This is a genomic window from Bradyrhizobium sp. USDA 4503, assembly GCF_054055815.1.
In genome coordinates this window covers 7,483,322-7,508,743 of the sequence record NZ_JBSRXS010000001.1, presented here as the reverse complement: position 1 = coordinate 7,508,743, position 25,422 = coordinate 7,483,322, and the positions used below count along the sequence as shown (strand labels likewise).

The following is a 25,422-nucleotide window of genomic DNA, read 5'->3' as shown; positions in this document are numbered from 1 at the left end:
CTGCACGCTCTCGGCTGATTTTTCGCGCCGCCCGCGTCTTGCAGGGCCGAACCATCAAAATCTTGAGCACGAATGTAGCGCGATCACGGCCACTTCGGACCGGCCGGGAAATCATCCGGATCAGGCTCGTCGGGATCGACCTCATCTTCCTGACGGCCGGTCAGCCGAGCGCAGGCATCGTCGAGGAGCCGCTGGCCGACCTCCTGCCAGACCGACTCGGGACCGTACAGTCGGAGCGCTAGCGCCGGCGCCCGCCGGTCCTTTGTTCGAATCCTGGATGTCCCGATGGCGCCATTACATTATCTGCCCCTCTCTCGGGAGGCCCTCAATAGCGAGTTCGGGAAGGCAGGCGATGATGAATGTCATTATCGACCTCAATATCGAAGCAAAATGGCGGATCCAATTATCGCCAACAGGATCGCTCTTGATCTCGGACGCGCCCTAGCTGCCATTCGACAGATAAGGCTCCGTTTAAGGCGCCCTGAGAAGACGGCGGGAGTCTTGCTGTAGACATGGACGCCGCTGGTCTGATCGAGAGCGTCGACCTCCCGACAGACACGTCCCGGTCGCTCTAGCATCGCCGCCACCGGCAATGGAGAGCTATTCAAGAGAGACATCTCATGTGCGCCAAGGTTGGCGATGTCCCCCTATTCGACTTACTCTCCCCCCTCGTAGAAGAGCTCCAGCGGCAGACCGACCACTGCCTTCCCGATCCAGTCGCGTGCGATGACATTGGACGGCCCCATCGCGATCGCCGCGCGCGCGTCGCGATAGGCGCGCTCGATCGGGCCGCGATGATAGCCATAGCCGCCCGTCACCGTCAGCGCCGTCGCGGCGACCTTGTTGGCGACCTCGGCGGCGTGCACCTTGAACTCGGTCAGCGGGATCAGGATTTCGCTCTGCGGCTTGCCGGCGCGCCAGAGCGCGTCGAGCTTGCCCGCGAGCTCGTTGCGCCACGGCCGCAGCGTCTCGACCAGCACCTTGGCCGCGCCGAGCTCCTGGCGGATCGCCTGATAGTCGGACAGGCTCTTGTTCCTGTCCTTGTGCACGAAACTCGTGGTGTGGGCGATCGCAGCATTCAACGCGCCGCGCGCGACGCCTTCCCAGACCGCGCCGAGCCCAATCAGATAGACCGGCGACACGCCGTCATAGATGATTTCCTTGCCCTGCCCTTCGGCGCCGAGCCGGTCGCGCTGCGGCACCCGCACATTGTTGTAGCGGATCGGGCCCGAATGGTTGGCGCGCACGCCGAGCGCATCCCAGGGCCGCGACTCGATCCCCTCCGCCTTGCCGTCGACGATGAAGAAGATGATGTCGGCCTGGTCCTTGGCGCCCGGCGTGCGCGTCTGCACCACGTAATAGTCGGCCTGGCCCGAGCTCGTTGTGAACGACTTCTCGGCGTTGACGCGGTAGTCGTCGCCGTCGCGCGAAGCTTCGGACAGATTGTACCACCAGTGACCGCCGGTGGCGCGTTCGCTGGTCGAGTAGGTGCCGAGCAGGCTGCCATTGGCGGCCTTCAGCCAGCGCTCCTTCTGATCGGTGTTTCCGAACAGGTTGATGGTCTGGGCCGCGCCGACGTGCATGACATAGACCAGGCCGGTGGAGGCGTCGGCCTGCCCGATCCGGTACGCCGCCTCGGCGAAATCCAGATGGCCGAGGCCGAGCCCGCCGAACTGGGTCTCGTTCAGCACGCCGGTCCAGCCGGCCTCCGCCAGCGCGCGAAGATTCTCGCGTGGGAAGCGGCTCTCGCGATCGTTGCGGTCGGCATTCACCTTCACCGTCGCGTCGATGGCGGCATCGAGCCTGGCATAAACGTCGTCGTCGATCTTGCGTGCGAGATTGTCGTTGGCCATGGTCAGTCCCTCCGGGTTGCAATCATGCGACAGCCTGCGTCGGCTGCTTCCGGCTGAGATCGCTCTGCGACGATCCGCCGAGATAGTGGGTCTTGATGTCGGCACGCTGCCGCAACTCGGCTGCGCTCCCTGCCAGCACGCTGCGCCCGTTCTCGAGCACCACCGCGTGGTCGGCAAAGCGCAGTGCCACGGTCGAATTCTGCTCGGCGACCAGGATCGACAGCCCCTGCTCGCTGTTGAGCTGCTTGAGCGCGCGAAAGATCCCTTCGACGACCAGCGGCGCCAGCCCCATCGACGGTTCGTCCAGCACCAGGAGCCGGGGCCGCGACATCAGGGCCCGGCCGATCGCCGTCATCTGCTGCTCGCCGCCGGAGGTCAGACCGGCGAGCGCGCGGCGATGCTGCTTCAGGCGCGGAAACAGCTGATAGATGCGCTCGAGGTCTGCGGCGATCTCGGTCCGCCGCGCATCACGCCCCATCGCGCCGGTGATGAGATTCTCCTCCACCGTCAGCGAGCCAAAGCAATGCCGCCCCTCGAGCACCGGCACGAGGCCGGCGCGAACCAGGGTCGCCGCCGATTGACCCGCGACGTCGCGCCCGTCGAACACGATACGGCCGGCGGTGATCTGGCCGCGGCGGGCGGAGAGCAGCGCCGAGACCGCCTGCAGCGTGGTCGATTTGCCGGCGCCATTGGCGCCGAGCACGGCGATGATCTCGCCGCGCCGCACGGCGAGGGAGACGTCGCTGACCGCCGCGATCGCGTGGTTGTACGTGGCGGCGAGTGCCTCGACCGAAAGCAGGATTTCACTCATCTGTTGGTCCATGGCGTTGCAGGACGCGGGAGCCGGATAGCTCCCGCGGCCTGTGGCTGCGTCAGTTGCTGACCGCGTCGTCGCCGGAGGCTCGCACCTTGATGCCGTGCTCCTTGGCATAGGCGCCGGCCGACTTCTCGATGATCGGGCGAAGGAAGGCCCAGTCCGGCGCGATCCAACCCGAGATGACCTTCCATTTGCTGCCATCCCATTGCTGGAAGGTGACCCGGCCGTCGCCCTCGTGATTGTCCCAGGTGACGTTGATCGAGTGGAACAGATCCTTGGCGCCGAGCGCTTCGACTCGCGCCGGATCGAGCTGGAGGTGCTCGAAGCCCCAGCGCACTTCGTCACCGGTCAGGGTGCGCTGGCCGAACTTCTTCTGCGCGATCCTGATCGCCTCGACATTGAGGATGCCGTTCACGATTCCCAGATTGTGGTAGACGCTGCCGATCCGCTTCTTGTCGTCGAGATTGCCCTTGCCGGCGCCGTAGACCGTCTTGATCACCTCCTGCAGCACCGGATATTGCTCGCCGGATGCCTGCGTCGTGATCGCGATATAACCCTTGGCGGCGTCGCCGGCCGGAATCACGTCTTCCTCGGAATTGGACCAGACGTTGCCGATGATGTGGTCGGCGGGGAACCCGACCTTCTGCGCGGTCTTCAGCGCCACCGGGTTCATCACGCCCCAGCCGCGCAGCACCACGTAATCGGGCTTCGCCCGGCGGATCGACAGCCATTGCGATTGCTGCTCATTGCCGGGGTGCGGGACCTCGATCTGCTCCAGGCTGAACTGATACTTGTCGGCCAGCAGCTTGTAGATCGGGATGGTCTCCTTGCCGTAGGGCGAGCCGTGGTAGAGCACGACGAGCTTCTTGCCCTTCAGCTTGTCGACCCCGCCCTCGCGGCTCGCGATGTAGTTCACGATTCCCGAAGTCTCACTGTAGGGATTGAGCAGCAATGGGAAGACGTAGGGAAATACGCGACCGTCGGTCGAATCGGTGCGGCCGTGATTAATGGTGATGAGCGGCACCTTGTCCTTGGTGATGCGATCGATCATGGCATAGGCGATGCCGACCGACAGCGGATTCCACGCGGCAACCCCGGGCCGCCCCTTCAGCCGCTCATAGACCTCGACGCCACGCTCGACTTCGTACTGGGTCTCGCCCTCGTCCCAGGTCAGCTTGACGCCGTTGACGCCGCCATCGCGGATGTTGATCAGGTTGAGATAGTCGATGAACCCGCCGAAGAAGCCGGTGCCCCCGGCCGCATAGGGGCCGACCCGGTAGCTTTGCAGGGGGAAAAACTGCTCGTCGGCCCGCGCGGCAGGTAGCCCGGCCAGCACCGAGGCGACCGCCGCGGCAAAGGCAAATTTCAGATATCTCGATTTAATCATCTTGAACTCTCCAGTGGTGCGAAATGTCATGTGTTGCTGATGGCGGCCGGCCGCGTGACGGCGCTCCAAAGCCGATCCCACAGCGCGACCAGGCCGCGCGGTTCGGCAATCAGGAATGCGATGATGAGCGCGCCGACGACGATGCGCTGGCTCATCTCCAGCACGCCCGAATCGAACACACCGCCAAGCAAGGCCGCGCCGGCGCGTGACAGGATCAGCGGAAACACCACGATGAAGGCGGCGCCGAGAAACGCGCCGCGCAGCGAGGCCAGCCCGCCGATGATGATGATGAACAGGATCTGGAAGGAGCGGTCGAGATTGAAGCCGGCCGGCTCGACCGTGCGCAGATAGGCGAAGGCCCACAACACCCCGGCGATGCCGATCAGGAACGAGGAGACGGCGAAGGCCAGGAGCTTGGTGCGCAGCAGCGGCACGCCGATCACCTTGGCCGCGAGCTCGTGATCGCGCACCGCGATGAAGTTGCGGCCGCTCTGCGCGCGGAGCAGTCGCAAGGTCAGGAACGTCGCCACCACGACGACACTCAGCGAGAACACATAGCGCCCGGCCGGGCTTGTGAAGGTGAGCCCAGCCAGGCTGAGCACCGGAGCATCGATCACGCCGGACGGATTGTCGTTGGAGAACCAGCCGAACTTGGTGAGCGCCCATTGCACGAAGAACTGCGCGGCCAAGCTCGATACCGCGAGATAGAACCCGCGCAGGCGCAGGCTTGGCAAGCCGAACACGATGCCGATCGCGGCCGCGATCAGGCCGGCGAGCACCAGATCGACGATCAGCGGCAGCTCCGGAATCCGGAGGTGAAGGTTGTAGGTGGCATAGGCTCCGACCGCGAGGAATGCGGCGGAGCCCAGCGACACCTGCCCGGCATAGCCGGTGAGAACGTTGAGCCCGACGGCGGCGAGCGCCAGCGCCAGAAATGGCGTCAGCACCGCGTCCATCAGATAGTCGGAACCAAGCAGTGGAACGGCGCCAAAGGCGATGACCGCTGCGGTGGCGATCGCAATGGTCCCGACGCCAGGCGCGAGCCGTGCTCCCGGTGCTGCTGCGCTCATCGCCTAGACCCTTTCCACCAGCTTCTGCCCGAACAGCCCGGACGGCCGCACCAGCAGCAGCACCAGTGCCACCACATAGGCGGCCCAGGCCTCGATGCCGCCGCCGAACAGCGGCCCGACATAGACTTCCGCGAGCTTCTCGATGGCGCCGATCAACAGACCGCCGATGATCGCGCCGGCAATCGAATCGAAGCCGCCCAGCACCAGCACCGGCAATGCCTTCAACACGACCAGCGACAGCGAGAACTGGACGCCGAGACGCGCGCCCCACAACAGCCCCGCGACCAGCGCGACGATGCCGGAGGCGGTCCACACACTGGCCCAGACCCGCGGCAGCCGCAGGCCGACGGCAAGTGCCGCGAACGGGTCGTCGGCAACCGCGCGGAACGAGAGCCCGGTCCGGGTGTAGCGGAAGAACAGCGCGAACAGCGCCACCAGACTCCCTGCGACTGCTGCGGCGAACAGATCGAACCGGCTGATGAAGACCCCGGCGATGTCGAGCGGCACGTCGCTGATCCCGATGTCGAGGCCGTGAACCTGCGTGCCCCACAACAGCTGCGCCGCGCCCTCGATCACGTAGGACAACCCGAGCGTTGCCATGAACAGCGTAATCGGCGGCTGGTTGACGAGCGGCCGCAGCACGGTTCGCTCGACGCTCACGCCCAGCACGACCATGATCACGAGCGTGACCAGGAACGAAACCGGAAACGAGACGCCCCGCTCGATCAGGCTGACGAAGGTCAGCGCCGCGAACAGCAGCATCGCTCCTTGCGCGAAATTGAGCACGCCCGAGGTCTTGTAGATCAGCACGAAGCCGATCGCGACCAGCGAGTACATCACCCCCGACAGCAGACCGCCGACCAGCACCTCGATCAGAAACTGATAGTCGAACATCAGATCGCGAGCTCCGTGACGTCCTGATGCGCGACGCCGAGATAGGCGTCGATCACCGCCTGGCTGGATGTCACCTCGTCGGGCGTGCCGTCGGCGATCTTGCGGCCGTTGTCGAGCACCGCGATGCGATCGGACAATCCCATCACCACAGCGATGTCGTGCTCGATCAGCACGATGGTGGCGCCGTAGCTGTCGCGCGCATTGCGCACGTGCTCGGACAGCTCGAGCTTCTCGCTCAACGTGACGCCCGCGAACGGTTCGTCGAGCAGCAGCAGCGCAGGCCGCGCGACCAGCGCCCGCGCCAGCTCGACCCGCTTCTGCACGCCATAGGGCAAGGTTCCGGCGGCGCGCTCGCGGACATCGCCAAGATGCAGGAAGCGAATGACGTCGTCGGCGGCGGCGCGGTTCTCCGCCTCGATCCGGCGCGCCAGTGGCGAGCCGATGATCTGGCGCAGGAAACCTGTGCGGACACGATGCGCGAGCCCCATCAGGACATTGTCGAAAACCGACAGCGCCTTGAAGATCGCGAGGTTCTGGAACGTGCGCGCGACGCCGTGCGCAGCCAATCGCGCCGTCGGCACCTGAACGAACGCATGCTCGCCGAGCCACACCTGGCCGCGGTCGGGCCGATAGAGCCCGCTGATGACGTTGAGCAACGAGCTCTTGCCGGCGCCATTGGGCCCGATCACGGCGCGGATCTCACCCGGCGCGACCGCAAGGTCGACGTCGCGCAGCGCCGTGACGCCGCCGAATGTCAGCGCGATGTCGCTCAACGCCAGCACCGGCCGTGCCGCGCGATCGGCGGCCGGCGCGAGCCGCCGATCGGGAGCATCGGCCATCGCCGTTGCACGCAGCTTGCCTTCCGCTGGAGCCGCCTCCAGCGCAAGGACGTCAGCATTCGTCGCCATCGCCGTCACGTCGAAAGGCTCCCGATCATTCGGCGGCCTGGGCGTGCGCGGCGGTTTTCGCCTCCAGCGCACGGACCAGCGGAATGACGCGGCGGCCGAAATACTCGACCTCTTCCTGGAAATGCAGGAATCCGAGCAGCACGAGATCGACGCCGACCTCCTTCAGCGCGACGATACGCTCGGCGATCTGTTCCGGCGTGCCGATCAGATTGGTCTTGAAGCCGTCATTGTACTGGACGAGATCCTCGAAGCTGGATTGCGCCCAATTACCCTGCCCCTCCGGCGAGGCCTTGCCGGCATTCTTCACCTCATGACCGAAGGCGTTGACCGCCTCCGGATCGGCCTTGACGACGATCTCGTCGAGCACGGCACGCGCCTCGGCCTCGCTGTCCCGCGCGATCGCAAAGGCGTTGACGCCGATCTTGACCGAGTGATTGTTGGCGCGCGCCTTGGCCCTGATGTCGTCGACCTGCTTCTTGATCTCCGCGACCGAATTGCCGTTGGTGAAGTACCAGTCCGACACCCGCGAGGCCATGTCGCGGGCGGCACGCGAGCTGCCGCCCTGGAAGATCTCGGGCAAGGGATGCGCCGGCTTCGGCTTCAGCGTGTAGTCCGAGAAGCGGTAGAAATCGCCGCGGAACGTAAAATTGTCCTGGGTCCAGATCCCGCGCAGCGCGCGGATGAATTCTTCGGAGCGCCGATAGCGCTCGTCGTGGTCGAGCCAGGGCTCGCCGATCGCGGCGAACTCGCCGCGGAACCAGCCGCTGACGATGTTGACGGCAACGCGCCCCTCGGTCAGCTGGCTGATGGTGGCGATCTGCTTGGCGGCGACCGCCGGATTCCACGGTCCGGGCAGCAACGCCGCGATCACCTTCAGCTTCGTGGTTGCGGCGAGCAAAGCGTGGCTGAAGGCGACCGGCTCATGCTGGAACTCGGCGCCATAACCGGCGGTGAAGCGGATCTGGCTCAGCGCATAATCGAAGCCAGCCTGCTCCGCGATCTGCGCCAGGCGGCGGTTATAGTCGATGTCCCATCCGGTTCGCTGTTCGATCTTGCTGATTACAAGGCCACCGGAAACATTTGGAACCCAGTAAGCGAATTTGACCTGATCATGGCTGGTAGTCATTTGAATTGCCTCAAACGTTGGACGCGAAGGGGTGAGGAAGGCAGCACGAAGCGTTCGCGCGGGTGCCCATCCAGCGGGTTACAGCGCGGCTCATGCGAGCTGCCGGCAGATTTGAACTAGGGGAAGGGTGGCCGATCAGTATCCGTGATACGCGCCGGCACACGCTCGCTGCGTCAACAACACACCGTTCGACACGATGTCAGCGGCGCGGCGCGACTTCGAGATCGGTCAAACGGGCCATTGCAAGTCATCCGCATTTCCCTCGCAGGCAGCATCGGCGAACGATCAATAGTCTCAGAGAAAGCAGAGACGAGCGAGTCCAAGGCAATCTCTTTTTCAGCCAGTCCGGGAAAGCGGTATTCTTTTGTTGATGCAAAATGCATCGTTTGATGCTGAACGGTCGATTTTCTTCGGATTGAACGCGCCGCCAAACACCAAGCGACGCTTATAACGCGCTGGTATTGCGTCTAGCCCCGAGCCTTGCTGCTCCATTCGGTAAGGCGAGCATGCATGCGCGAAGAGATGAGGAGCTGACTATCACGGACCAATGTGGGTTTTGCGCGCCTCCAGGAGGTGTCGGCAAATTGTTCCAGCGATTGGTAATTGCCCGATGAAGCCAAAAGCATTTCTCTGTCGAAGCCAATATCTATTACCGCATGGTAGGCCGGAGTGGCCGTCCGGTTAGAGATGCGAGCAATAATCGGGATAGCTTTTTTTGTTTTTGGGTTTCTGCGTGGCAACCGAAGCCAAGGTATCAAAAGCAATATGGCAATATGTGCTTTTGTACCTTAAGCTGGATCTGTAATGCTCAGGAGGTTGCCAGCATGGATGGTGCAGACTCGATGTCTGATTTGGTCGATTTCGCGTTCGAGATCGCTGGAAGCGCAGGTTCTCACGCCACCGAATGGTTTCGACGGCCGATAGACATCAACACGAAGGATGACGAGAGCCCCGTTACGGAGGCAGATCGGCGTGTCGAGGAAGCCATCAGAAAGGCGATTTCCGCTCGATTTCCAGAGCATTCGATTTTCGGTGAAGAATACGGGATCCAGGGTGATCTCGATTCGCCTACGTGGGTGGTCGATCCCATAGATGGCACGCGCAGCTTCATTTCCGGGTCTCCGCTTTGGGGAACGCTGGTCGCGCTCGCTATCCAAGGACGTTCACAGATTGGCGTCGTCGAGATGCCCGCATTGCGGGAACGCTGGACGGGCGCAACCGGCCTGGGTAGCTGGTTTGTCAACTCGAGCGGCATTCGCACAAAATGCCAAGTTCGCGACTGCAGGCGCCTCGCCGACGCGAACTTCTACACCACGTCGCCCCTCTATTTTGCAGAATCAGAACGCGATCAAATCCTGGGCATCAGCCAAACTGCCCGGATGTGTCGCTTCGGCGGCGATTGCTATAATTATGGGTTGCTTGCATCGGGACACATCGACCTCGTCATCGAGACGCGGATGGAGCCTTACGATTTCATGGCGCTGGTGCCGGTGATCGAAGAAGCCGGCGGCATTGTCACCGACTGGGAGGGCAAGCCGCTCACGATCACCTCCGGCAAGCGGGTCATCGCTGCAAGCACGGCAGAACTTCACGCCGAAGTTCTGCCGTTGCTCTAGAAACGATAGAAGCGCGGCTGAGCCGGTCAGTTACGTGGAAGGATGGGCGCCAGCATCATGTCGGTTGGACGCATCGAGCCTATTGTCGTATCGCGCTATGGCCAGCCGACGATAGAAACTGCTAAGATACTGGGGAGCATCTATGTGGCAAGAGGAACGACGGCGTCACATTCGATCGATGTTGGCAACGTTCGGCACGCTAAGCGTTGATCGGCTGACGGAAGATTTTGGAGTGTCGCTCGAACCGATACGCCGCGATCTCATGGAAATGAAAGAAAGCGGAGAACTCCGCCGGGTCCGCGGCGGAGTCGTTCCGGTTGCCAAGGACAAGGCTCCCTGCCAATTGCGCACTGCCGTACGTAGCCGCGAGAAAAGAGCGATTGCCAAGGCAGCGGCAGCAATGGTCGAGGCCGGTCAGACGATCTTTCTCGACGCGGGAAGCACGACAATCACCCTGGCCCAACGCTTAGCTCAGATGGAAGGACTCATTGTCGTCACCAACTCTCTGAATGCCTCCAAGTGCTTGACTTCCGCGGGTGATTGCACGCAGCGCGGAAACAGGGGTGTGATCCTGGGTGGGGACAGACGATCCGCCCGCAACGCTCGGGGCGATTACCGTCAATGAGAAAGCTCGCTACCGAGAAGATTTCGCGATGGTCTCTCCGTTCGGTCTCGACGCGACCGCTGGTTCGATGAGCTACATCACGACGAAGCAGAGATAGCAAGAGCGATGTTTGCTCATGCGCGGAAGCGCGTTATTCTCGCCGACTATTCCAAAGTGGGTGTCGTCAGCCGGGTTCATATTGCGCGCTGGTAGACGCAGACTGCGTGATTGTCGACGTCAGAGCTCGTCAGAACGCCACGTTTTCCGCAACTGCGCTCAGTCAATCCGAACGTAGTTGTCGCTTAGGGAATGCGGCGCATCGAGAGGCACGTAAGGCGTCTCCTCCATCCCCAACATACCTAGATTCCAAATTTCTAAAAACTGGCAGGCCAGTATCCAGCCTGATACGATAGAGGGTACATTGTTGAAGAAGATCGTGGTTTGTCTTGAGAACTGCCCCCTGACGCCTTTGGGGGCTTGGCCCCGCACCAAGCGGCGGATATTCAAGGTTGCGGGCCAAGCGGATCGTAGAGTGTCCCCTTCCCGCATGTAGGCGATCACCTGCGCCGTTTCCTTGGCGAGGAGAGATCGATGAAGGAGCGTGAAGGTGTACACCGACGAACTGACGATCGATTCTGATCGGGTGTGGTAGCCCACCATAACAACCTGCCTCGTCCTACCCTTTCAGCGACTCACGTACTGTCAAGAAAATCTCAGCCCCAGTTGTGAGCTGCGGCGGAGGCTCTAGAGACCGCTTGAGGCTCGCCCCATTGTGCCGCCATCGAATTGCTCAGAAGTGAGCGGAGCGCGTGTCCGATGTCGCGAAGCGCCGTGCTGCCTTTGCGATACAGCCGCGCATCCGGATCGCTGATGGACACGTGCGTGTGGTTGCTGCGCGGTTGTCCGCGGAAGTCGCTGCCGCCCTTGTCATCGCCGTCCTTCTTGAACTCTTCTGCCCGGCTCAGGCCTAAATCAACTTGCCACCCACACTGAAATGTTCGCCCGACAACCAGCCCCGGTCATTGGCGATCTCCACCACTTTGTTGAACAGCGCGATCACCGCATCGTGTCGATCAATCGCTCGCAGTTCTTACGATCGTGGCCGACGCCGTTTGCCTATCCAAGCACGAAGTCCAGATGGTCGTCCTTGCGCCGGCCCAGGGCGGTGTCGCTCATGTTCGCTCCATCGGTCGCATCGGGCGACGGCGTTGCGTCGGATCGGACCGATGGCGGTGCGGCACGCCATCGCGTCCCGCGCGTTCAGGCCGGCGCACGCTCGCCTTCCCCCGCAGCGTCGCTGCGGTAGCGGCTGGTCGAGGTCTGGTAGTACTGGGCGCGGATGGCCGCCATGGCCTCGATCAACGCGCCCCACGGCGCGGGAAAGCGTTGTTCCGCCATCACCCGGTGCAGCATGCGCGTATGGCCGGCCAGCTCGTCGTTAAGGAACTCCACCACAGGCATAGCCGGATAGCGCTGCAGCAGCAGGATCGCCGCGTTGCCGGCCTCGCCGGCCGACCTGTCCCTCTCCCGTCCATGCAGATCGTTCTGCAAGCGCCCTATCGCGGAGATGAGCCGCAGGACCTGACGAAACGCCGGACGCGCGCGCAAGGTCGTCATGTCCAGCCCCCACAGCAACGATAGGCAGCAGAACACGTTCGCGTAGGCGATCGAATCGATGCCGTTGTGCAGGTACTCGGCGTAGGACCAGCGTTCCGCTTCTGCCGCCCGCGCTTGTCCGGCGCGCAGCGCCGCGCAGTAGCGCCGGGTATCGTCGAGAAGCTGAGCATAGTCGCGACGATCGTAGGCAAGCGCCGCCAGCGAAGCGCGCAGCACAGCGCAGCCCTCGAATCCGGGGAGCGCGCACGGCTCGCCCTGCCCCAGCGCCTGCTCCACCGCGGCGAGCTGTTCCGGCGCGATCAGGCCAAGGTCGTTGCAATCGTCGAGCCAGAACAGCAGCGCCAATTCGCGATAGAACGCCACGATCAGCATTTCGTCCTGCGGATCGCGGCCGGTGCGGGCGCTGGTGTCGCGCAGGCTCGGGTGGATGCGCTGCAGGATGTACTGGCCGCCCCTGACCGCTTCCACGGCATGCTCGTCGACGAACCCGGTCAGGGAACGCCCCCACTCCAGCACCTGCTGCAGCGCGCGTTCGGGCTGGATCATGGCGCCGCTCCTGCGCCCTCGGCCTGGACGCGCCGCCCCCAACGAAACGCCAGCCACAACCCGGCGAGTTCGGCCACGCGCACGACCCGCGTGGGGCAATACAGTTCTTTACCGATCCACAGCGGCGTTTGCGGCAATGCATGCGCCGCATGGCGGGCGAGCATCCACTCCAGCGCACGCGCGACCGCCTGCGCGATGCGCCAGCGCCCTGTCGGCTCTTCGCTCCCGTCCATCACGCGCAGCGCGAACAGGGCATAGGCAGTTTCCTCAAATGTGGACGCGCGACCGGCGCCCCAGCCGCCGTCGTCGCGCTGCGCCTGTAGCAGCGCCGCCAGCGCGCGCTCGTCGCGCCACTGGGGCCTGCCTTGCGCCAGCGCAGCGACCGCATGCGCGGTGGGATACAGCCACGAAACGTGCCATTTTTCGTTGTCCCATAGACCGTGCGGGTTGCGATTGGCCTCGACGTAGGCGCTGGTGCCGGCGGCGGGCTTTCCCAACAGTCGCAAGGCATGCAGGGCATGGATGTTGGTCGACACCGAGGCATTGCGCTCGCCGGGGAAGGTGGCGAACAGCTCGCCGATTTCGAAATGGCGCAACGCATCGACCGCCGGGTCACGGCCAGCAAGGCGCAGGACGCACAACGCAACCGCGGTGTCGTCCGCATCGGCCGCGAAGTGCAAGGCCGGGCCCAGACCGCGCCCGCTCAGACGCGCGTCAAGCTGCGCGACGATCACGCGCACTGCCTCGGCGAGCGCGGGATGCGCGAATAGCCCGGCCAGATGCAGGGTGTACAGCGACCAGCATGGTTCGAACACATTGATCGGCCAGACGTTGGGAACGACACCTTCGATGCCGCTGCGCGTCGCCCGCGATGCCGTCTGCAAATACGCGTCGGCGCGCCCGACCTGCGGCATTTTCCCCTGTGTCACGGCGTGCGCGCGCCACGCGGCGGTGGCCGCCGGACTGATGCCGATGCTGCCGTCCTCATCCGGGAGTGCGGTGGTCGGCGACGTCCCCCAGGCTTCCCAGGAGTGCAGCAACGGATGGCCGCTCGGCAACGTCACCACCGCCGCCAGCTTGACCAGACACGCTTGCCGCAACGGCAACAGCGCCGAGTGGCGCGGAAACGCCACGCCGTCCAGCAAGGATGTGGCCTCGCCGCAAAACTGCGGCAGGATCAGCTCCGCGCCGATCGGCGCGTCTTCCGGGACCGCATGCGCGTAGGGATCGGGCTGGCGCTGGAGGAACCGGGTTGCAGCCTGGACTGCGTCGGCAGCGCCGGGAAGAGGATAGGCCCGCTGCAATGCCAGCAATGCCGCCCACGTAGGCGCATGGCGGAACAGCGGGAAGTCCGCGCTTCCCCATCCGCCATCGGCCTGTTGCTGCGCCATGAGCCACGCGTATGCATCCTGCCGACCGGTGACGTTGCCATGGAACCGCAGAGCTCGCGCCGTGTCGTAGACGGACGGACCGACGCTGCCGCCATCGCTCATCTCGGTCAGCAGGCGACGCAATTCGGAGAGGATCTGTTCGGACAGCGCGTTCACGCGGGATGCTCCTTCAGACGGATGGGCAAACGTCGCGCGCATGTCGCCGCAGGCCGTCGCATAGGCAGTGCCGGACGGCCGTCCCGCTCCGGCGCGGCGATGCGCCCCGATGCTGGCGCCGGCCCGCCGCATAGGCTTGCGGGCAGCGCGCCCGCGTGCGCCGCGGCCGTGCTGGGCAACCGCTGCGATCGGCGCCGGAGACTTCGCACATAGTGCAGCATGCACCGCTGCCGCCGGCCGATCGCAGCGGCACAGGAGCGTCTCCAAGCGGACGGGCACGCTCATGCGCATGGCGCGTGCTTGAACAGATACGCGTTGGCCCGCTGCAGGATTTGCGCCAACCGTTCTGCACGCGGCCCCAGCGGCGCGATGGCCTCCCCGGCATCGCGCAACAGATCCCGCGCGAACTGGCGCGCTGCCTGCAGTCCCATGATCGACGCGCAGGTCGGCTTCTGCACCGCCGCGTCCTTGCCGGGGGTCTTGCCCAGCGTCGCGGTATCCGCTGTCACGTCGAGAATGTCGTCGATCACCTGCAACGCCAGGCCGAAACAGGCGCTGTAGCGATCGAGCGCACAGTACAGCGCAGCGTGCGCGGCATCCTCCGCGATGGCGCATAGCGCGCCCATACGAACGGACGCGCGCACTAGCGCTCCGCTCTTCATCCGGTACATCGCCACGATCCTGTCCAGCTCCACGTGCTTTCCGACCAGCGACAGATCGATGGCCTGCCCGCCTGCGGCCCCCTCGGCGGACACCGCCTGCGCCAGTTCGCGCACGAGCGCGATACGGTAGTCGCCCGGCGCATCCAGGCTCGCCAGGGTCAGGAAGGCGTGCGCCTGCAGCGCATCGCCGACCAGGATCGCAGTAGCTTCGCCGAATTTGACGTGCACGGTCGGTAGGCCGCGACGAAGCACGTCGTCGTCCATCGCGGGCAGATCGTCGTGGACCAGGGTACAAGCGTGCATCATCTCGATGGCGGCGCCGACGTCGTCGAGCATGTGCGCCGGCTTGTCGGCCAGTGCGCCGGCAGCCAGACAGAGCAAGGCGCGGGTGCGCTTCCCGCCATGCAAGGTGGCGTAGCGCATCGCCGTCATCAGCTCGGTCTCACCGTCACGTTCGGCGCAGAGAAGGCGCGCCAGCACCTGTTCGACCCGCTTTGCGCCGTCCTGCATCCAGATCTCGGGCAGCAGCCCGCCGGATGCGCTGCGCGCCTGTCCGCCCAATCCGCCGAGCGCGGAATCACCAGTTCTGTCGTCCTGTGGCGTGGAACCGGTCTGCATGTTGTTCATGTCCTTGTCCCTGACAGGCGAGCCGCCGAGGTGTTGTCCGATCGCACCGTGCGCGCGCCGAGTGCAGCAATGCCGCGCGTCGCTGGCACCGCTGCCTCGCCACAGGGGCATGCGGTGCCAGCTCATGAGAATCCGATGCGGATAGTCATGGACGGATGTGCGGTCGGGTAATAGCGCTGGCCTTTTTCGACGTCGCTCAACAACCGCGGCCGCACCCCGGCCTCGTGCATGGTCAGCGCCAAGGCGATGCAGAACTGCACCAGTTCCAGCCATGCCAGGTGGTAGCCCATGCAGACGTGTGGGCCCGGTACCGAACTGCAGCATGTCCACCGGACGGATCGGCTCGGTGCGTTGCAGCCACCGCGCCAACCGAAACTGATCAGGCGCCTCGTGCAGCAGCGCCGAGGTCGAGAAATGCAGCAGCGGGATGCACAGATCGGTGCCCGCGGGAATGCGCCGCTGGCCGATTCGCAATTCACGCACTGCGCGACGCACTAGGAGGGGCGTCGGCGGATGCACGCGCAGCGTTTCGCGGAACAGCGCCTCGGCGACCGGACACTGCGCCAGGTCCGCGTGCCGGGTCGGCACCGCGCCCACGCGTTGCGCCTCCTCGACCAGGGCGTCCCACAGCCCAGGCTGCCGCGCCAGCTCGATCACCATCCAGGCCATTGTCGAGGCGGTGGTGTCGTGCCCACCAAGCAGCAGCAAGCGGATATTGGCGACCAGGACGTCATCGGTAAGCGCATCGTCGCTGCGATCGAAGTCGCTCACCATGTCGTTGATCAACCCGGTGCGCGAGGCATGTTCGCGCGCGGCGCGGACGAATTCGCGCAACCGCGCATCGATCCAGTCGCGGGCGGCGCGACCGCGCCGCAAGGGCAGCCCGGGCAGGTCGACCGGGGGCGCGACGATCAACTGCAGCAGTTGCCGGTACTTGCGATGCCATCCCGGCAGGTCCTGCGCGGGGATTCCCATGAGACTGAAGATGAGCTTGAGCATCAGATCGCCGGTTTCACGCAGGATGGTTACGTCGCCGCGGTCGCGCCACCTCTGCACGCGCGCCCGGATGACGGGCGCGAACAGCTCGCCGATGCCGGCCTGGGTCAGCCCCTTGGGTAGGAGCGCCGCCTGGATCGCATCGCGCGCCTGCCGGTGCGCGATGCCGTCCTGGGCGACCAACGTTCCGCCGAACAATTCGGGCGCGATGTCTTCGATCAGCGCCGATGACACGTCCTTGTGCCGGAGCAGTGCGAGAGCATCCGGGTCCAGACTGGTCATCAAGTGTCCGGCAGGGCCGAAATCCAGCCAGAAGTGGCTACCCAGCGTCCGTTCCGCGCGCCGCAGCAGGCGCGGCAGGTCGCAGACGACGGCGGGAAGATGCCCGACCAAGGGGAAAGCGCCCGGCACGACCGGGATGTCGTGCCGCAGCCGATGCCGACGGTTCAGCGGGTTGAGCAGCATGTCCATCAGCAGCGCCGCGACGCGTCCGCTTCGGCGGTCTTGCCGGAAGGCCGCGCGGCGCGGCTGTTGCCACCATCGGCGTACGTCGGCACATGCGCCAGCATGCCGCCGTCGATGCACACGACCTGGCCGGTGATGAATGCAGCATCGTCGGAGAGCAGGAACACCACCAGCGCGGCCACGTCTTCGGGGCGGCCGACGCGCGGCAGGAGCTGGTGCCGGCGCAGATGCCATTGCGTGCACTCGTCCAGCTTGGCGAGGAGACGATCGGTCATGATGAGACCCGGCGCAACCGCGTTGCAGCGGATCTGCGCATGACCGTACTGGGTGGCGAGCGAGGCGGACAGCATGTTCATCGCCGCCTTCGACGCGGCGTAGGACGTCTGCGCGGTGTCACCACTGAGCCCCTGGCACGACGACATGTTGACGATTGCGCCACCACCGCGGGCGATCATCCGCGGGATGGCCTGCCGGCAGCAGAGCAACGTGCCGCGCAGATTGGTCGCCATTGTCTGATCCCAGACCGCCAGGTCCAGGTCGAGGATCGCGCGGTCGCGCGGAGTCAGGTGCATGGCGCTCGCGTTGTTCACCAGCAGGTCGACCCCACCGAAGTGCCGCTCCGCCGTTTCGAACAGCGCAGCCACCGCCTGCGCATCGGCGATGTCTGTGGCCAAGGCCAGCGCGTGGTCCGCTTTGGATGCAATTTGCGCGGTGCAGGCGATAGCCGCCGAGCCATCAATGTCGGCAACCACCACCCTACCTCCCTCGCGCGCGATAGCGAGGGCGCATGCCCTGCCGATGCCGGCGCCGGCACCGGTCACCACGGCCACCTTGTCTTCAAACCGTCCCATCGTGTCCTCCTGGATGGCGTTGGTCTCTTGCGGCATGCGGCTCGGCCTCCCGTGGAGAAGGCGGAGGGTCGGCGCTGCCGCGCTCGTCATCGCCAGCGTCGCTTTCGATGACCCGAATGGCGGCGACTGGGCACTGGCTCGCCGCCAGCCTCACGGCGGCGTGCAGCGCCTGCGGGACCGTCGCCACGCACACTTCGGCCACGCCGTCCGATTCGCGCTGGCGAAAGGTGCCCGGCAGCGTCAGCACGCACTGCCCGCTGGTTCCGCACAGATCCTGGTCGACCACGACGCGCATCTCAGCTCCGCTGCGCATGCAGCCGCACCGGCAGCGCGCGGAACGTCCGAAGGAACGCGGAGGGCTCCCGGGTCGGCTGCCCGGCCAATGCCAGCGTGGGGAAACGGGCCTGGATCCGCGGCAGGCTCTCGGCCAACTGCACCCGGGCCAGTTGCGCACCGAGGCAGAAGTGAATGCCGTGGCCGAAGCTCAGCATGATCTGCCCGTCGGTCGACATACCTGGACTGGTGCCGTAGAACCGCGCCGGATCGAAGCGATCGGGATCGGCGAAGGCGTCCGGGTCGCGATTGCCGGACGCGATCAGCACGCGCACGTCCGCGTTCTTCGGGATCACCACGCCGCCCAATTCGATGTCGCGCTGGGCGATACGCGGAATGGAGCTGAACATCGCGGGCGCGTCGCAGCGCAGGACTTCTTCGACGAACGCCTTCACCCCCACGGCGTCTCCCTGCAGCCAGTGCCTCTGTTGGGGATACGCCAACATCGCCAGGACCGCATGGTCGATGGTGGCAGCAGTGGTGGCGAAGCCGCCCAGCAGCATGCCCCACAACATGCTGATCAACTCCGCATCCGACAGCGTATCGGCATCATCGTCGTGTGCGCCGACCAGCATCGACACGATGTCGTGGCGGGGATCGGTGCGCTTGCGCTGTATGAGGCCGCCGAAGTAGGCCTTCACTCTGGCACTGGCCGCGTCCGCCGCGGCGAGCTGGGGATCGCTGGCGTGCGGGCTCAGGCCTTCCAGAATGGCGCCTATGCCGGCGGCGAGCCCGAACATGTCGTCCTGGGGCATGCCAAACAGTTCGGCGAAGACCAGCATCGGCAAGGCCAGCGCGAATTCCCGATGCAGGTCCACGGTCTCCCCGCGCTCCAGCGCGGGCGCCATGTCGTCCAGGCGCGCGGCGACGATGCGCGCGATGCCCGGCCGCAGGTCGTCGATCTGGCGCATGGTGAAATCGCGCGAGATCAGCCGGCGCAGACGCGTATGCGTCGGTGGGTCCTTCATTGCTAGCGTGGACGCCAGCAGATTGAGCGACAGGCTGGTCGCCGCACGCGGGAAATAGCGCGCCAGTTCGCCCGGCGCCGGTCCCCGAAACGCATCTCCCGTGGCCTTGAGCGCCCAGTAGATGTCAGCGTGGCGGCTCAACAGAATGAGGCCCGACGCCGCGCGATGCACCGGATCGCACTGGCGCAACCACCGCATGAACGGATACGGGTCGTGGATGCACGCTGGCGACGCCAGTTCGGCGAAGGCGTCCCGGCATGCTGCCGTGGTTTCTTGCACGTCCATCTTGGTTACCTGTTGGCTGGCTGATCTGACCGGCGCGCGCCAGGCGCGCCGGCAAATTGCGAAGAAGATCGCGATCCGCGGCGGCGTCCGCGCATCACCAGAGCACCGGAAACTTCTCGAACCCGCCAGTGATGATCTCCTTGCGCAACTTCAGTTCTTCGGGCGCCACGGCCAGGCGCAGCGCGGGAAAGCGCTGGAAGATCGAACCGAACACCGCCTTGAGTTCCAGCCTGGCCAGCGCTCCGCCGATGCACGAGTGCGGCCCGTAGGAGAACGCCAGGTGCGGCTCTTCCTGGCGTCCGATGTCGAAAATTTCCGGGTCATCGAAATGGCGCGGATCGAACGACGTCGCCGGCAGGCCGACCAGCACTTTGCTTTCCGCGGGAATATCCACGCCCGCGATGGTCACGTCGGTCCTCGGATAGCGCATGATGCCGTCCCAGCCCGCGCCCGGCGGGTACATGCGCAGGATTTCCTCCACCGCCTTGTCCACCAGGGATGGATCGCCGACCAGGCGTTCGCGCTGTTGCGGATGGCGGAACATAGCCAGCAGGCCGAATTCGATCTGCGCGACGGTGCTCTCGTGCCCTGCCACCAGCATGCCCGCCGCCAGGCCGATCGCCTCTTCCTCGGTCGCCTTGCCCTGGTCGACCGCCGCGAGCAGATCCGTCAGCAGGTTGTCGCCCGGATCCTGGCGCTTGTCCCGGATCTTGCCGCGCATGTAGGCGCACAGTTCTTCCCAGGCTCGGCGCGACGCACTGCGCGGACCGCTTTCATGCTGGTGCGTCATCACCTCGTCGGACAGCCGGGCGAAAAAGGCGCGATCCTCGTAGAGCACGCCCATCAGCGCGCTGATGACCATGGCCGGAAGCGGAAAGGAGAGGTGGCGCCGCAGATCGGCGGGCTGAGGCTGGGCCGCCAGCGTCTCGAACAGCTGCGCGGCGATCGCCTCGACCTGCTGCGCGAGCAGCTTCACCCGGCGGTTGCTGAAGGCCGGCGCCACGATCGTGCGTAACCGGGCATGCTCGCCCCCCTCGTGCGAGACCAGCCAGCCCGGCGAACCGAGAATCACCGAATCCGGGGTGAATGCCGCCGGCGGCATTCCCGCGGGCCGGAACGCCGCGTCGGACAGCACCGCCTTGGCCTCATCATAGCCTGTCACCCACCAGCCTTCGTGTCCGGACGGGAAGCGCACGCGGTGGATCGGACCGTTCGCGCCTAGCGCCAACATCTCGGGCGAGGGCTCGATGTGATCGACGCGCCACATCGGCAGCGTCGGCAAGGGTTGTTCAGACATGGTGGCACTTCACTCTCTAATGGAAGGGCGGAAGGTGACAGGCAGGCGCTGCGGGCAGCGAATGCATAAGACGGGATGTAGACGAAGTCCTCCGCGGCGATTGTCAGCGGCAGATCCTCCAACCGCACGAGCGGCGCGGGAAAGGCGCATCGCAATTCCAGGCGCGCCAGCGCAGCGCTCAGGCAGAAATGCGGCCCCTAGCCGAAGGACAGGTGCGGGTTGTGCCGCCGGATGACATAGAACCTGTCGGCATCGCCATAGATCGACTGACCGTAGGGATTGGTGAAGGAGGCTCGAGGTACCCGCCACCGACTTGTCCGCCAATATAGCCTCCGGACCAGTCGCACACTCCCGGTGGCAGTTTCACTGTGGCTCCCAAAAGAAGAACTCTAGACCGCATCCAACGCTTCCCTGCATTTTCTCGGTCCACAACCGAACGCCAAGTCGTCGCCATAGCAAAACGTCGGAACGGACCAAACGCGAACAGCGACGCGCGCCGTGTCCGTCCCGAAGACCATCACACTGCAATTGATGATGATGCCATGAACAGAGCAAATCGCGTGCCGAGGTGAATTCGCAGGCTCAGCTGGCACTTTGTAGCGGCGTAGTGTCAGGTTTCTGGCATTGAGTCTCAATGCCGACAACCGGCGCAGCAAGTGCCCGACAAAGGCCTGCTCTCGAGCTGAATGTGCGGGGCGGCCCTTGCGCGATATCAAGCATCCGGATTGGCTGCAGCAGCTGTGGTTCGCCGGAAACCACTCCGATGTCGGCGGTAGCTATCCGGAAAATGAAGCCCGCTCTCCGACATCTCGCTGGGTTGGATGACGCATGCGGCCGAGAACTTTCCCGACCGCACGGCGCCCGGCCGCTTCGGCATCAAGGTAGACGATAGATTCCTGAAGCTGAATCCGGATCCGCTTGGTCCCTAGGCGTCGATGGATCAATAGGAGCGGGATAAGCAGCTTAGCGCAATTGCTTGGCTACTTGGCGTCCTCCAGTGGATTGTCACTCGCGGCGACAGCCCTACTCCTTCGTAGGCTTGGGCGGTGGCGGTGTTGGAGCTTGAGCCTTCACCATCGGTGCAGGCGCAGGCGGCCGCTGCTTAACCTGTGAGGTCTTGATTTCGTCCTGACGGCTCATGATTTTGCCGTCCATCGCGTAGCCGTCATTTGTCACGTGCTTATTGGTCATTGCTGCGTCCTCCCGACGGCGGCCCATTTGGGGCTGGCGGCGTTCTCGGCGCGGGGATTGGCGTTGGCGCTGGTGGACGCGTCTGAATTTGAGACGTGCCTGGGTTGTGGCCGCCCTTCACGACGTAGCCTTCGGTAAGGGGTCTAACCGGGGGACGTGGCGGGTTTGTCATTGTCGCCATATCGCTTCGTGGCGCCTATCTTGCGCGGCGACTTGATCGAAAAAACTCGCCCATTCAGCGGCCAAATGGCATGTAGGCTCTCCTCCACCCGGTGGGGCGTAGCTGCGCGCGTCCCGTATCGTGCTGAAGCTCGGAACTCCCAGCGCCGGATCGTGGCGGATGAGGCGCGCGACGCCGAAGATATCTCCACCAGCGTTCTCCGCCGTTCGGGCCAGGTAGAATTCGCTTGTTCGCTCGAACTAACGATAGGTAAGCATTTCTCCCGCAGCTATGTCGTCCGGGGTCGAAAACCGGTTGGGGATACCGAAAATTTCGAACTCCGCCCGGCGTGCATGCTCATATCGGGGGGCGCCCCAATTTACCCGCTCGACAAGAAGACCGTCATGAGTCGTCACTTGCCTGCTCCGACCAATAGCATTTCGTCCGGACGATCAGCGCCGGACCACAACTCTGCGCCGAGCTTGCCCGCGCAGGCTTCGATCGCGGCCAACACCGGGATGACCCGCTCTTTCGCGCATTCCGGATGCAGCAGGGTCAGCTTCAGAGCTGCGAGACCCCGGTAAACTGTCTTCCCGATGACGGCGATTCGATCATTCCAGAGGCGGCCGGGGAGCTGCCGATTGACTTCGTTGATGAGTGCGTCCGGTAGGCTCTGCCCAGTGGGTCGCCATCGGAACAATACGATATTGGTTTCGGGCCGAACCAGCAATTCGAGCTCCGTCGATTTCTCAATCTCCTCCGCGGCAAATTGCGCTTGCGCTAGCATCAGGTCGAGCAGTTCGCCCACACGTTCCCTGCCGAGCGCCCGCAGCGACATGAACACCTTCAAGGCATCGAACCGGCGCGTCGTTTGCAACGACTTCCCGACCAGATTCGGTCCGAGACTATCGGCCTTATCGCTCGGGCTGAGGTAAGCAATCGACCGGTCGAGGATCGACAGCGTCGCACGCCTGCGAACCATGAAGACTCCGCAGCTGATGGACTGCAACAGCAGTTTGTGGAAGTCGATTGAGACGGAATCGGTGAGTTCGACACCGCGCAAAAGCGACGCGTGATCGCTCAGCAGCAGCGCGCCGGCGGCGGCAGCATCCAGGTGGACCCACACGTTCGCGCCGTGGGCCACACGCGTGCATTCCTCGATTCGATCGATTGAGCCGCATTCGGTGGTGCCGGCCGTCAGCACCAGCGCGATCGGACGATGACCTCCGTTGGCCTCGGACCGTATCGCCCGGTCGAGCCGGTCCGCGCTCAACTTGCCATCGCGCTCGGCCTCGATCGGCACGACTGCGGATTCGCCGAGACCCAGGATGTGGGCACTTCTGGCGACTGAGAAGTGCGCGAGCTCCGAGCACAGAATGCGCCACCCCCGTGCCTCGGCCGGCAAGCCGGATATCCTCACAGTATTCTGTTCGCTCGCCTGGGCGTGATCGCGAGCCAGCATCAGCCCCATGAGATTAGCCTGCGTTCCTCCACTCGTGAACACGCCATCACCGGCCGCGCCGAACCCCACGAGATCGCTCAGCCAGCGCACTACATGGCATTCCAAAGCCGTTGCAGAGGGGCCTTGGTCGAACGAATCCAGCGACTGGTTGCTCGCGCTGATCAGAAACTCCGCAACCAACGACGGCAATATCGGCGCGGAATGCATATGCGCGACATAGTGAGGATGCGAGACTGAGACGAAGTGCGGCATGATCTGCTCGCGCACCTCCAGCATGACGGCATCGAGACCGCGGCCGACGGCCGGGCAAACGTCGAGCGACGCCAGCAGATGCTTGAGCTGGTCAAACTTGATGCCGCTGGTCGGAGCAGATTGCTCGTCCCAACTTTCCATCACGTGATCGATGACGCGCTCCATGGCGTAGACGAAAGCGGCGCGGGTGCTTTCATTGGTCGCCGGGAACAGAGCCAAGTGATGCGCTTCACCAGTGGTGCCGGGCACCTGTCAGCTCCTTACTGAACGCCGGCCCATCGCAACAGGCGAGAAGGCATCGGTTATGTCGGCGGCTGTCGCGCCTTGACGCGGCCCCTGGAAAAGGTCGCACAGCGCAAGACCAAGGGAGGAACGAACGGTCGTACGGAAACGGCTATTCCTGCGGTTGATCACCCGCTCCGTTTCGACGGTCTTGTGGTTGTCGCTGCTCATTCAACACTTCCTCTTCAGACGGCGTTTGCGGTGGTTGAGAAGGGACGGGCGACCGCACCACGCAGTGAAAGCCGAGGTGACTGGTTGACGTATCGATCGGCTCAGGTTGCCGAGCCGCGGGGCTATAGCGCGGGCAGTAGTTCGGCGCACAGAGATGCGAGCCCCCTTCGGGACCTTGCGCGGAATCCTGATGGCGGGCTGGCAGGGATAGTAGCTCGCGGCCGCCGCGCGGGTTCTGCGGGATGCAGCAGGGCTTCGCGGCGTCGGCCTCATGGCGGGCCGACCACCAGTCGGCGGTCCACTCCCAGACATTGCCGATCATGTCGCATACGCCGTATCCGTTCGCTGGGAATGCGGTCACTGGCGAGGTGCAATCGAAGCCGCCTTCGCAGAGATTCTGGATCGGAAAGCTGCCCTGCCAAACGTTAGCCATGTGCTTGCCGCCGGGCGTCTGGGCATTGCCCCAGGCGTACTCCTCGGCTTCGAGCCCACCGCGTGCAACGAATTCCCATTCGGCTTCAGTGGGGAGTTCCTTGCCTCCCCATTTGGCATAGGCGAGCGCGTTCGAATAAGCGACGTGGACGACGGGATGATCGCCGAGTACATCGATGTTGCTGCGCGGACCGTAGGGACGGCGCCAGTTCGCGCCCCGCATAAAGGTCCACCATTGGCCCAAGTCCCGCAGGTTGTGCACCCGGTGCGGCGGCTCAAACACCAGCGAACCGGCGTAAAGCATATGCGGCAGCGCACCGGGATAGTGTGCCGGATCCGGTGCTGTCTCGGCCACCGTTATGTGGCCGGTCTCCTTCACGAACCAGCGAAACAGCGCGTTGGTGACCGGGGTACGGTCAATCCAGAAGCCGTCGACCCTGACCCGGTGCGACGGGGCTTCCTCCCGATAATGATGATCGGAGCCCATGCGGAACGTGCCACCCGGAATCCAGACCATCCCGTCGGTCCGAATATCCCGCGGAGATTCAGCGCACCCGAGGTCGATCTGGAAGATGGCGGTCCACCCGCATATGCTTATCGAGGACAGTAATCCCAGAAGTCCTGCGTCTTGGACGGATCGGTGTAGTACCAGCACATGCCCGGCGCCGGCGGCGCACCCGCCCATGTCGCCGCAGCCGCAGCTCCGACAAAAGCCAATCGCCGCGCCCTCCGCCAATGCTCCCCCAATCGGCCAGCCATACCAGTCGGGTCGCGCCCACGGGCCAGGCCGCGCGCGTTTTCTTGCCATTTTTCACCTGCCGCCCGGATCCATCTGTTCTCTCTATGACGCGGAAATTCTACGCGGATCACAAACAAGCTGTTCGCAGCGTTGAAAGTTAGCGGCGACGTGACAAGAGGTCCGTCGGTATCGGCCGAGCAGGCGCCGTCCCTGCCTTATGTCACGCGCCGCTAACCTCACCGGCCAGCCACGGCCTCAACTTGC

At 64.5% G+C, this 25,422-nt stretch carries 20 protein-coding genes and 3 pseudogenes; 3 read left to right on the top strand and 20 right to left on the bottom strand.

Going from position 1 to position 25,422, the window contains the following annotated elements; translation table 11 throughout:
- Nucleotides 1–656 precede the first annotated feature (656 nt).
- The 7 genes from ACVMIH_RS35695 to sfnG form a co-directional block, all read right to left on the bottom strand.
- Nucleotides 657–1,853: an acyl-CoA dehydrogenase family protein gene (locus tag ACVMIH_RS35695; protein ID WP_456864959.1), complete on the bottom strand. Its 1,197-nt coding sequence runs from the start codon at nucleotides 1,851–1,853 to the stop codon at nucleotides 657–659.
- Nucleotides 1,854–1,875: 22 nt separating this feature from the next.
- Complete coding sequence (locus tag ACVMIH_RS35690; RefSeq protein WP_456864957.1) at nucleotides 1,876–2,664, bottom strand: ABC transporter ATP-binding protein; 789 nt, start codon at nucleotides 2,662–2,664, stop codon at nucleotides 1,876–1,878.
- 61 nt (nucleotides 2,665–2,725) lie between these two features.
- Nucleotides 2,726–4,057 (bottom strand): ABC transporter substrate-binding protein, encoded by a 1,332-nt coding sequence (locus ACVMIH_RS35685; protein WP_456864955.1) that lies wholly within the window; start codon nucleotides 4,055–4,057, stop codon nucleotides 2,726–2,728.
- 26 nt (nucleotides 4,058–4,083) lie between these two features.
- A complete protein-coding gene (locus ACVMIH_RS35680; RefSeq protein WP_456864953.1) occupies nucleotides 4,084–5,127 on the bottom strand; it encodes a branched-chain amino acid ABC transporter permease in 1,044 nt (347 codons plus the stop codon).
- A 3-nt stretch (nucleotides 5,128–5,130) separates the two neighbouring features.
- The gene (locus tag ACVMIH_RS35675; protein WP_456864951.1) at nucleotides 5,131–6,021 is read right to left on the bottom strand and encodes a branched-chain amino acid ABC transporter permease; all 891 of its coding nucleotides are present in this window, start codon (nucleotides 6,019–6,021) and stop codon (nucleotides 5,131–5,133) included.
- A complete protein-coding gene (locus ACVMIH_RS35670) occupies nucleotides 6,021–6,929 on the bottom strand; it encodes an ABC transporter ATP-binding protein (RefSeq protein ID WP_456864949.1) in 909 nt (302 codons plus the stop codon). Before ACVMIH_RS35670 ends, ACVMIH_RS35675 begins: the two co-directional genes overlap by 1 nt.
- Before the next feature lie 25 nt (nucleotides 6,930–6,954).
- Nucleotides 6,955–8,055 carry a dimethylsulfone monooxygenase SfnG gene (gene sfnG, locus ACVMIH_RS35665; protein ID WP_456864947.1) on the bottom strand — a complete coding sequence of 367 codons (1,101 nt, stop codon included), beginning with the start codon at nucleotides 8,053–8,055 and terminating at the stop codon, nucleotides 6,955–6,957.
- A gap of 824 nt (nucleotides 8,056–8,879) precedes the next feature.
- On the opposite strand from sfnG, the gene hisN reads away from it, so the two are divergent.
- Entirely contained in the window at nucleotides 8,880–9,671 is a 792-nt protein-coding gene (gene hisN, locus ACVMIH_RS35660; protein ID WP_229160701.1) for a histidinol-phosphatase, read from the top strand.
- Between the two features lie 142 nt (nucleotides 9,672–9,813).
- Nucleotides 9,814–10,296, top strand: coding sequence for a DeoR family transcriptional regulator (locus ACVMIH_RS35655; RefSeq protein ID WP_456864945.1), 483 nt, complete (start codon nucleotides 9,814–9,816; stop codon nucleotides 10,294–10,296).
- Between the two features lie 255 nt (nucleotides 10,297–10,551).
- On the opposite strand, the gene ACVMIH_RS35650 is transcribed toward ACVMIH_RS35655, so the two are convergent.
- The 10 genes and pseudogenes from ACVMIH_RS35650 to ACVMIH_RS35605 all read right to left on the bottom strand — a co-directional run bounded on the left by ACVMIH_RS35650 (nucleotide 10,552) and on the right by ACVMIH_RS35605 (nucleotide 20,469).
- Nucleotides 10,552–10,935 carry a hypothetical protein gene (locus ACVMIH_RS35650; RefSeq protein WP_456864943.1) on the bottom strand — a complete coding sequence of 128 codons (384 nt, stop codon included), beginning with the start codon at nucleotides 10,933–10,935 and terminating at the stop codon, nucleotides 10,552–10,554.
- Between the two features lie 143 nt (nucleotides 10,936–11,078).
- Nucleotides 11,079–11,367, bottom strand: a pseudogene (locus ACVMIH_RS35645) (IS5/IS1182 family transposase); the annotation flags it as partial.
- Nucleotides 11,368–11,535: 168 nt separating this feature from the next.
- Entirely contained in the window at nucleotides 11,536–12,438 is a 903-nt protein-coding gene (locus ACVMIH_RS35640) for a terpene synthase family protein (protein WP_456864941.1), read from the bottom strand.
- Complete coding sequence (locus ACVMIH_RS35635) at nucleotides 12,435–13,985, bottom strand: hypothetical protein (RefSeq protein WP_456864939.1); 1,551 nt, start codon at nucleotides 13,983–13,985, stop codon at nucleotides 12,435–12,437. Before ACVMIH_RS35635 ends, ACVMIH_RS35640 begins: the two co-directional genes overlap by 4 nt.
- Nucleotides 13,986–14,266: 281 nt before the next feature.
- Nucleotides 14,267–15,265 (bottom strand): polyprenyl synthetase family protein, encoded by a 999-nt coding sequence (locus ACVMIH_RS35630; RefSeq protein WP_456866608.1) that lies wholly within the window; start codon nucleotides 15,263–15,265, stop codon nucleotides 14,267–14,269.
- Between the two features lie 131 nt (nucleotides 15,266–15,396).
- Nucleotides 15,397–16,741, bottom strand: a pseudogene (locus tag ACVMIH_RS35625) (cytochrome P450).
- The gene (locus ACVMIH_RS35620; RefSeq protein WP_456866605.1) at nucleotides 16,741–17,586 is read right to left on the bottom strand and encodes an SDR family oxidoreductase; all 846 of its coding nucleotides are present in this window, start codon (nucleotides 17,584–17,586) and stop codon (nucleotides 16,741–16,743) included. Before ACVMIH_RS35620 ends, ACVMIH_RS35625 begins: the two are co-directional and overlap by 1 nt.
- Nucleotides 17,573–17,881, bottom strand: a complete 309-nt coding sequence (locus ACVMIH_RS35615; RefSeq protein ID WP_456864937.1) for a ferredoxin — start codon at nucleotides 17,879–17,881, stop codon at nucleotides 17,573–17,575. The genes ACVMIH_RS35620 and ACVMIH_RS35615 overlap by 14 nt, the downstream gene beginning before the upstream one ends.
- 1 nt (nucleotide 17,882) lies before the next feature.
- Nucleotides 17,883–19,172, bottom strand: coding sequence for a cytochrome P450 (locus tag ACVMIH_RS35610; protein ID WP_456864935.1), 1,290 nt, complete (start codon nucleotides 19,170–19,172; stop codon nucleotides 17,883–17,885).
- Between the two features lie 94 nt (nucleotides 19,173–19,266).
- Nucleotides 19,267–20,469 (bottom strand): cytochrome P450, encoded by a 1,203-nt coding sequence (locus ACVMIH_RS35605; protein WP_456864933.1) that lies wholly within the window; start codon nucleotides 20,467–20,469, stop codon nucleotides 19,267–19,269.
- Nucleotides 20,470–21,093: 624 nt separating this feature from the next.
- Between ACVMIH_RS35605 and ACVMIH_RS35600 the strand changes: the two are divergent.
- A pseudogene (locus ACVMIH_RS35600) lies at nucleotides 21,094–21,320 on the top strand (phospholipase effector Tle1 domain-containing protein); the annotation flags it as partial.
- Between the two features lie 172 nt (nucleotides 21,321–21,492).
- Here ACVMIH_RS35600 and ACVMIH_RS35595 read toward each other — a convergent pair.
- The 3 genes from ACVMIH_RS35595 to ACVMIH_RS35585 all read right to left on the bottom strand — a co-directional run bounded on the left by ACVMIH_RS35595 (nucleotide 21,493) and on the right by ACVMIH_RS35585 (nucleotide 24,936).
- Nucleotides 21,493–21,660, bottom strand: a complete 168-nt coding sequence (locus ACVMIH_RS35595) for a hypothetical protein (protein ID WP_456864931.1) — start codon at nucleotides 21,658–21,660, stop codon at nucleotides 21,493–21,495.
- Nucleotides 21,661–22,232: 572 nt separating this feature from the next.
- Nucleotides 22,233–23,783, bottom strand: a complete 1,551-nt coding sequence (locus ACVMIH_RS35590; RefSeq protein ID WP_456864929.1) for a pyridoxal phosphate-dependent decarboxylase family protein — start codon at nucleotides 23,781–23,783, stop codon at nucleotides 22,233–22,235.
- A 145-nt stretch (nucleotides 23,784–23,928) separates the two neighbouring features.
- Nucleotides 23,929–24,936, bottom strand: coding sequence for a formylglycine-generating enzyme family protein (locus tag ACVMIH_RS35585; protein WP_456864927.1), 1,008 nt, complete (start codon nucleotides 24,934–24,936; stop codon nucleotides 23,929–23,931).
- Nucleotides 24,937–25,422 lie beyond the last annotated feature (486 nt).

What these genes read in the sequence shown, in the direction of transcription:
- ACVMIH_RS35695 (WP_456864959.1), bottom strand. Translation starts at nt 1,853, where the DNA reads ATGGCCAACGACAATCTCGCACGCAAGATCGACGACGACGTTTATGCC.
- ACVMIH_RS35690 (WP_456864957.1), bottom strand. Translation starts at nt 2,664, where the DNA reads ATGAGTGAAATCCTGCTTTCGGTCGAGGCACTCGCCGCCACGTACAAC.
- ACVMIH_RS35685 (WP_456864955.1), bottom strand. Translation starts at nt 4,057, where the DNA reads ATGATTAAATCGAGATATCTGAAATTTGCCTTTGCCGCGGCGGTCGCC.
- ACVMIH_RS35680 (WP_456864953.1), bottom strand. Translation starts at nt 5,127, where the DNA reads ATGAGCGCAGCAGCACCGGGAGCACGGCTCGCGCCTGGCGTCGGGACC.
- ACVMIH_RS35675 (WP_456864951.1), bottom strand. Translation starts at nt 6,021, where the DNA reads ATGTTCGACTATCAGTTTCTGATCGAGGTGCTGGTCGGCGGTCTGCTG.
- ACVMIH_RS35670 (WP_456864949.1), bottom strand. Translation starts at nt 6,929, where the DNA reads ATGGCGACGAATGCTGACGTCCTTGCGCTGGAGGCGGCTCCAGCGGAA.
- sfnG (WP_456864947.1), bottom strand. Translation starts at nt 8,055, where the DNA reads ATGACTACCAGCCATGATCAGGTCAAATTCGCTTACTGGGTTCCAAAT.
- hisN (WP_229160701.1), top strand. Translation starts at nt 8,880, where the DNA reads ATGGATGGTGCAGACTCGATGTCTGATTTGGTCGATTTCGCGTTCGAG.
- ACVMIH_RS35655 (WP_456864945.1), top strand. Translation starts at nt 9,814, where the DNA reads ATGTGGCAAGAGGAACGACGGCGTCACATTCGATCGATGTTGGCAACG.
- ACVMIH_RS35650 (WP_456864943.1), bottom strand. Translation starts at nt 10,935, where the DNA reads ATGGTGGGCTACCACACCCGATCAGAATCGATCGTCAGTTCGTCGGTG.
- ACVMIH_RS35640 (WP_456864941.1), bottom strand. Translation starts at nt 12,438, where the DNA reads ATGATCCAGCCCGAACGCGCGCTGCAGCAGGTGCTGGAGTGGGGGCGT.
- ACVMIH_RS35630 (WP_456866608.1), bottom strand. Translation starts at nt 15,265, where the DNA reads ATGCAGACCGGTTCCACGCCACAGGACGACAGAACTGGTGATTCCGCG.
- ACVMIH_RS35620 (WP_456866605.1), bottom strand. Translation starts at nt 17,586, where the DNA reads ATGGGACGGTTTGAAGACAAGGTGGCCGTGGTGACCGGTGCCGGCGCC.
- ACVMIH_RS35615 (WP_456864937.1), bottom strand. Translation starts at nt 17,881, where the DNA reads ATGCGCGTCGTGGTCGACCAGGATCTGTGCGGAACCAGCGGGCAGTGC.
- ACVMIH_RS35610 (WP_456864935.1), bottom strand. Translation starts at nt 19,172, where the DNA reads ATGGACGTGCAAGAAACCACGGCAGCATGCCGGGACGCCTTCGCCGAA.
- ACVMIH_RS35605 (WP_456864933.1), bottom strand. Translation starts at nt 20,469, where the DNA reads ATGTCTGAACAACCCTTGCCGACGCTGCCGATGTGGCGCGTCGATCAC.
- ACVMIH_RS35595 (WP_456864931.1), bottom strand. Translation starts at nt 21,660, where the DNA reads ATGACCAATAAGCACGTGACAAATGACGGCTACGCGATGGACGGCAAA.
- ACVMIH_RS35585 (WP_456864927.1), bottom strand. Translation starts at nt 24,936, where the DNA reads ATGGTCTGGATTCCGGGTGGCACGTTCCGCATGGGCTCCGATCATCAT.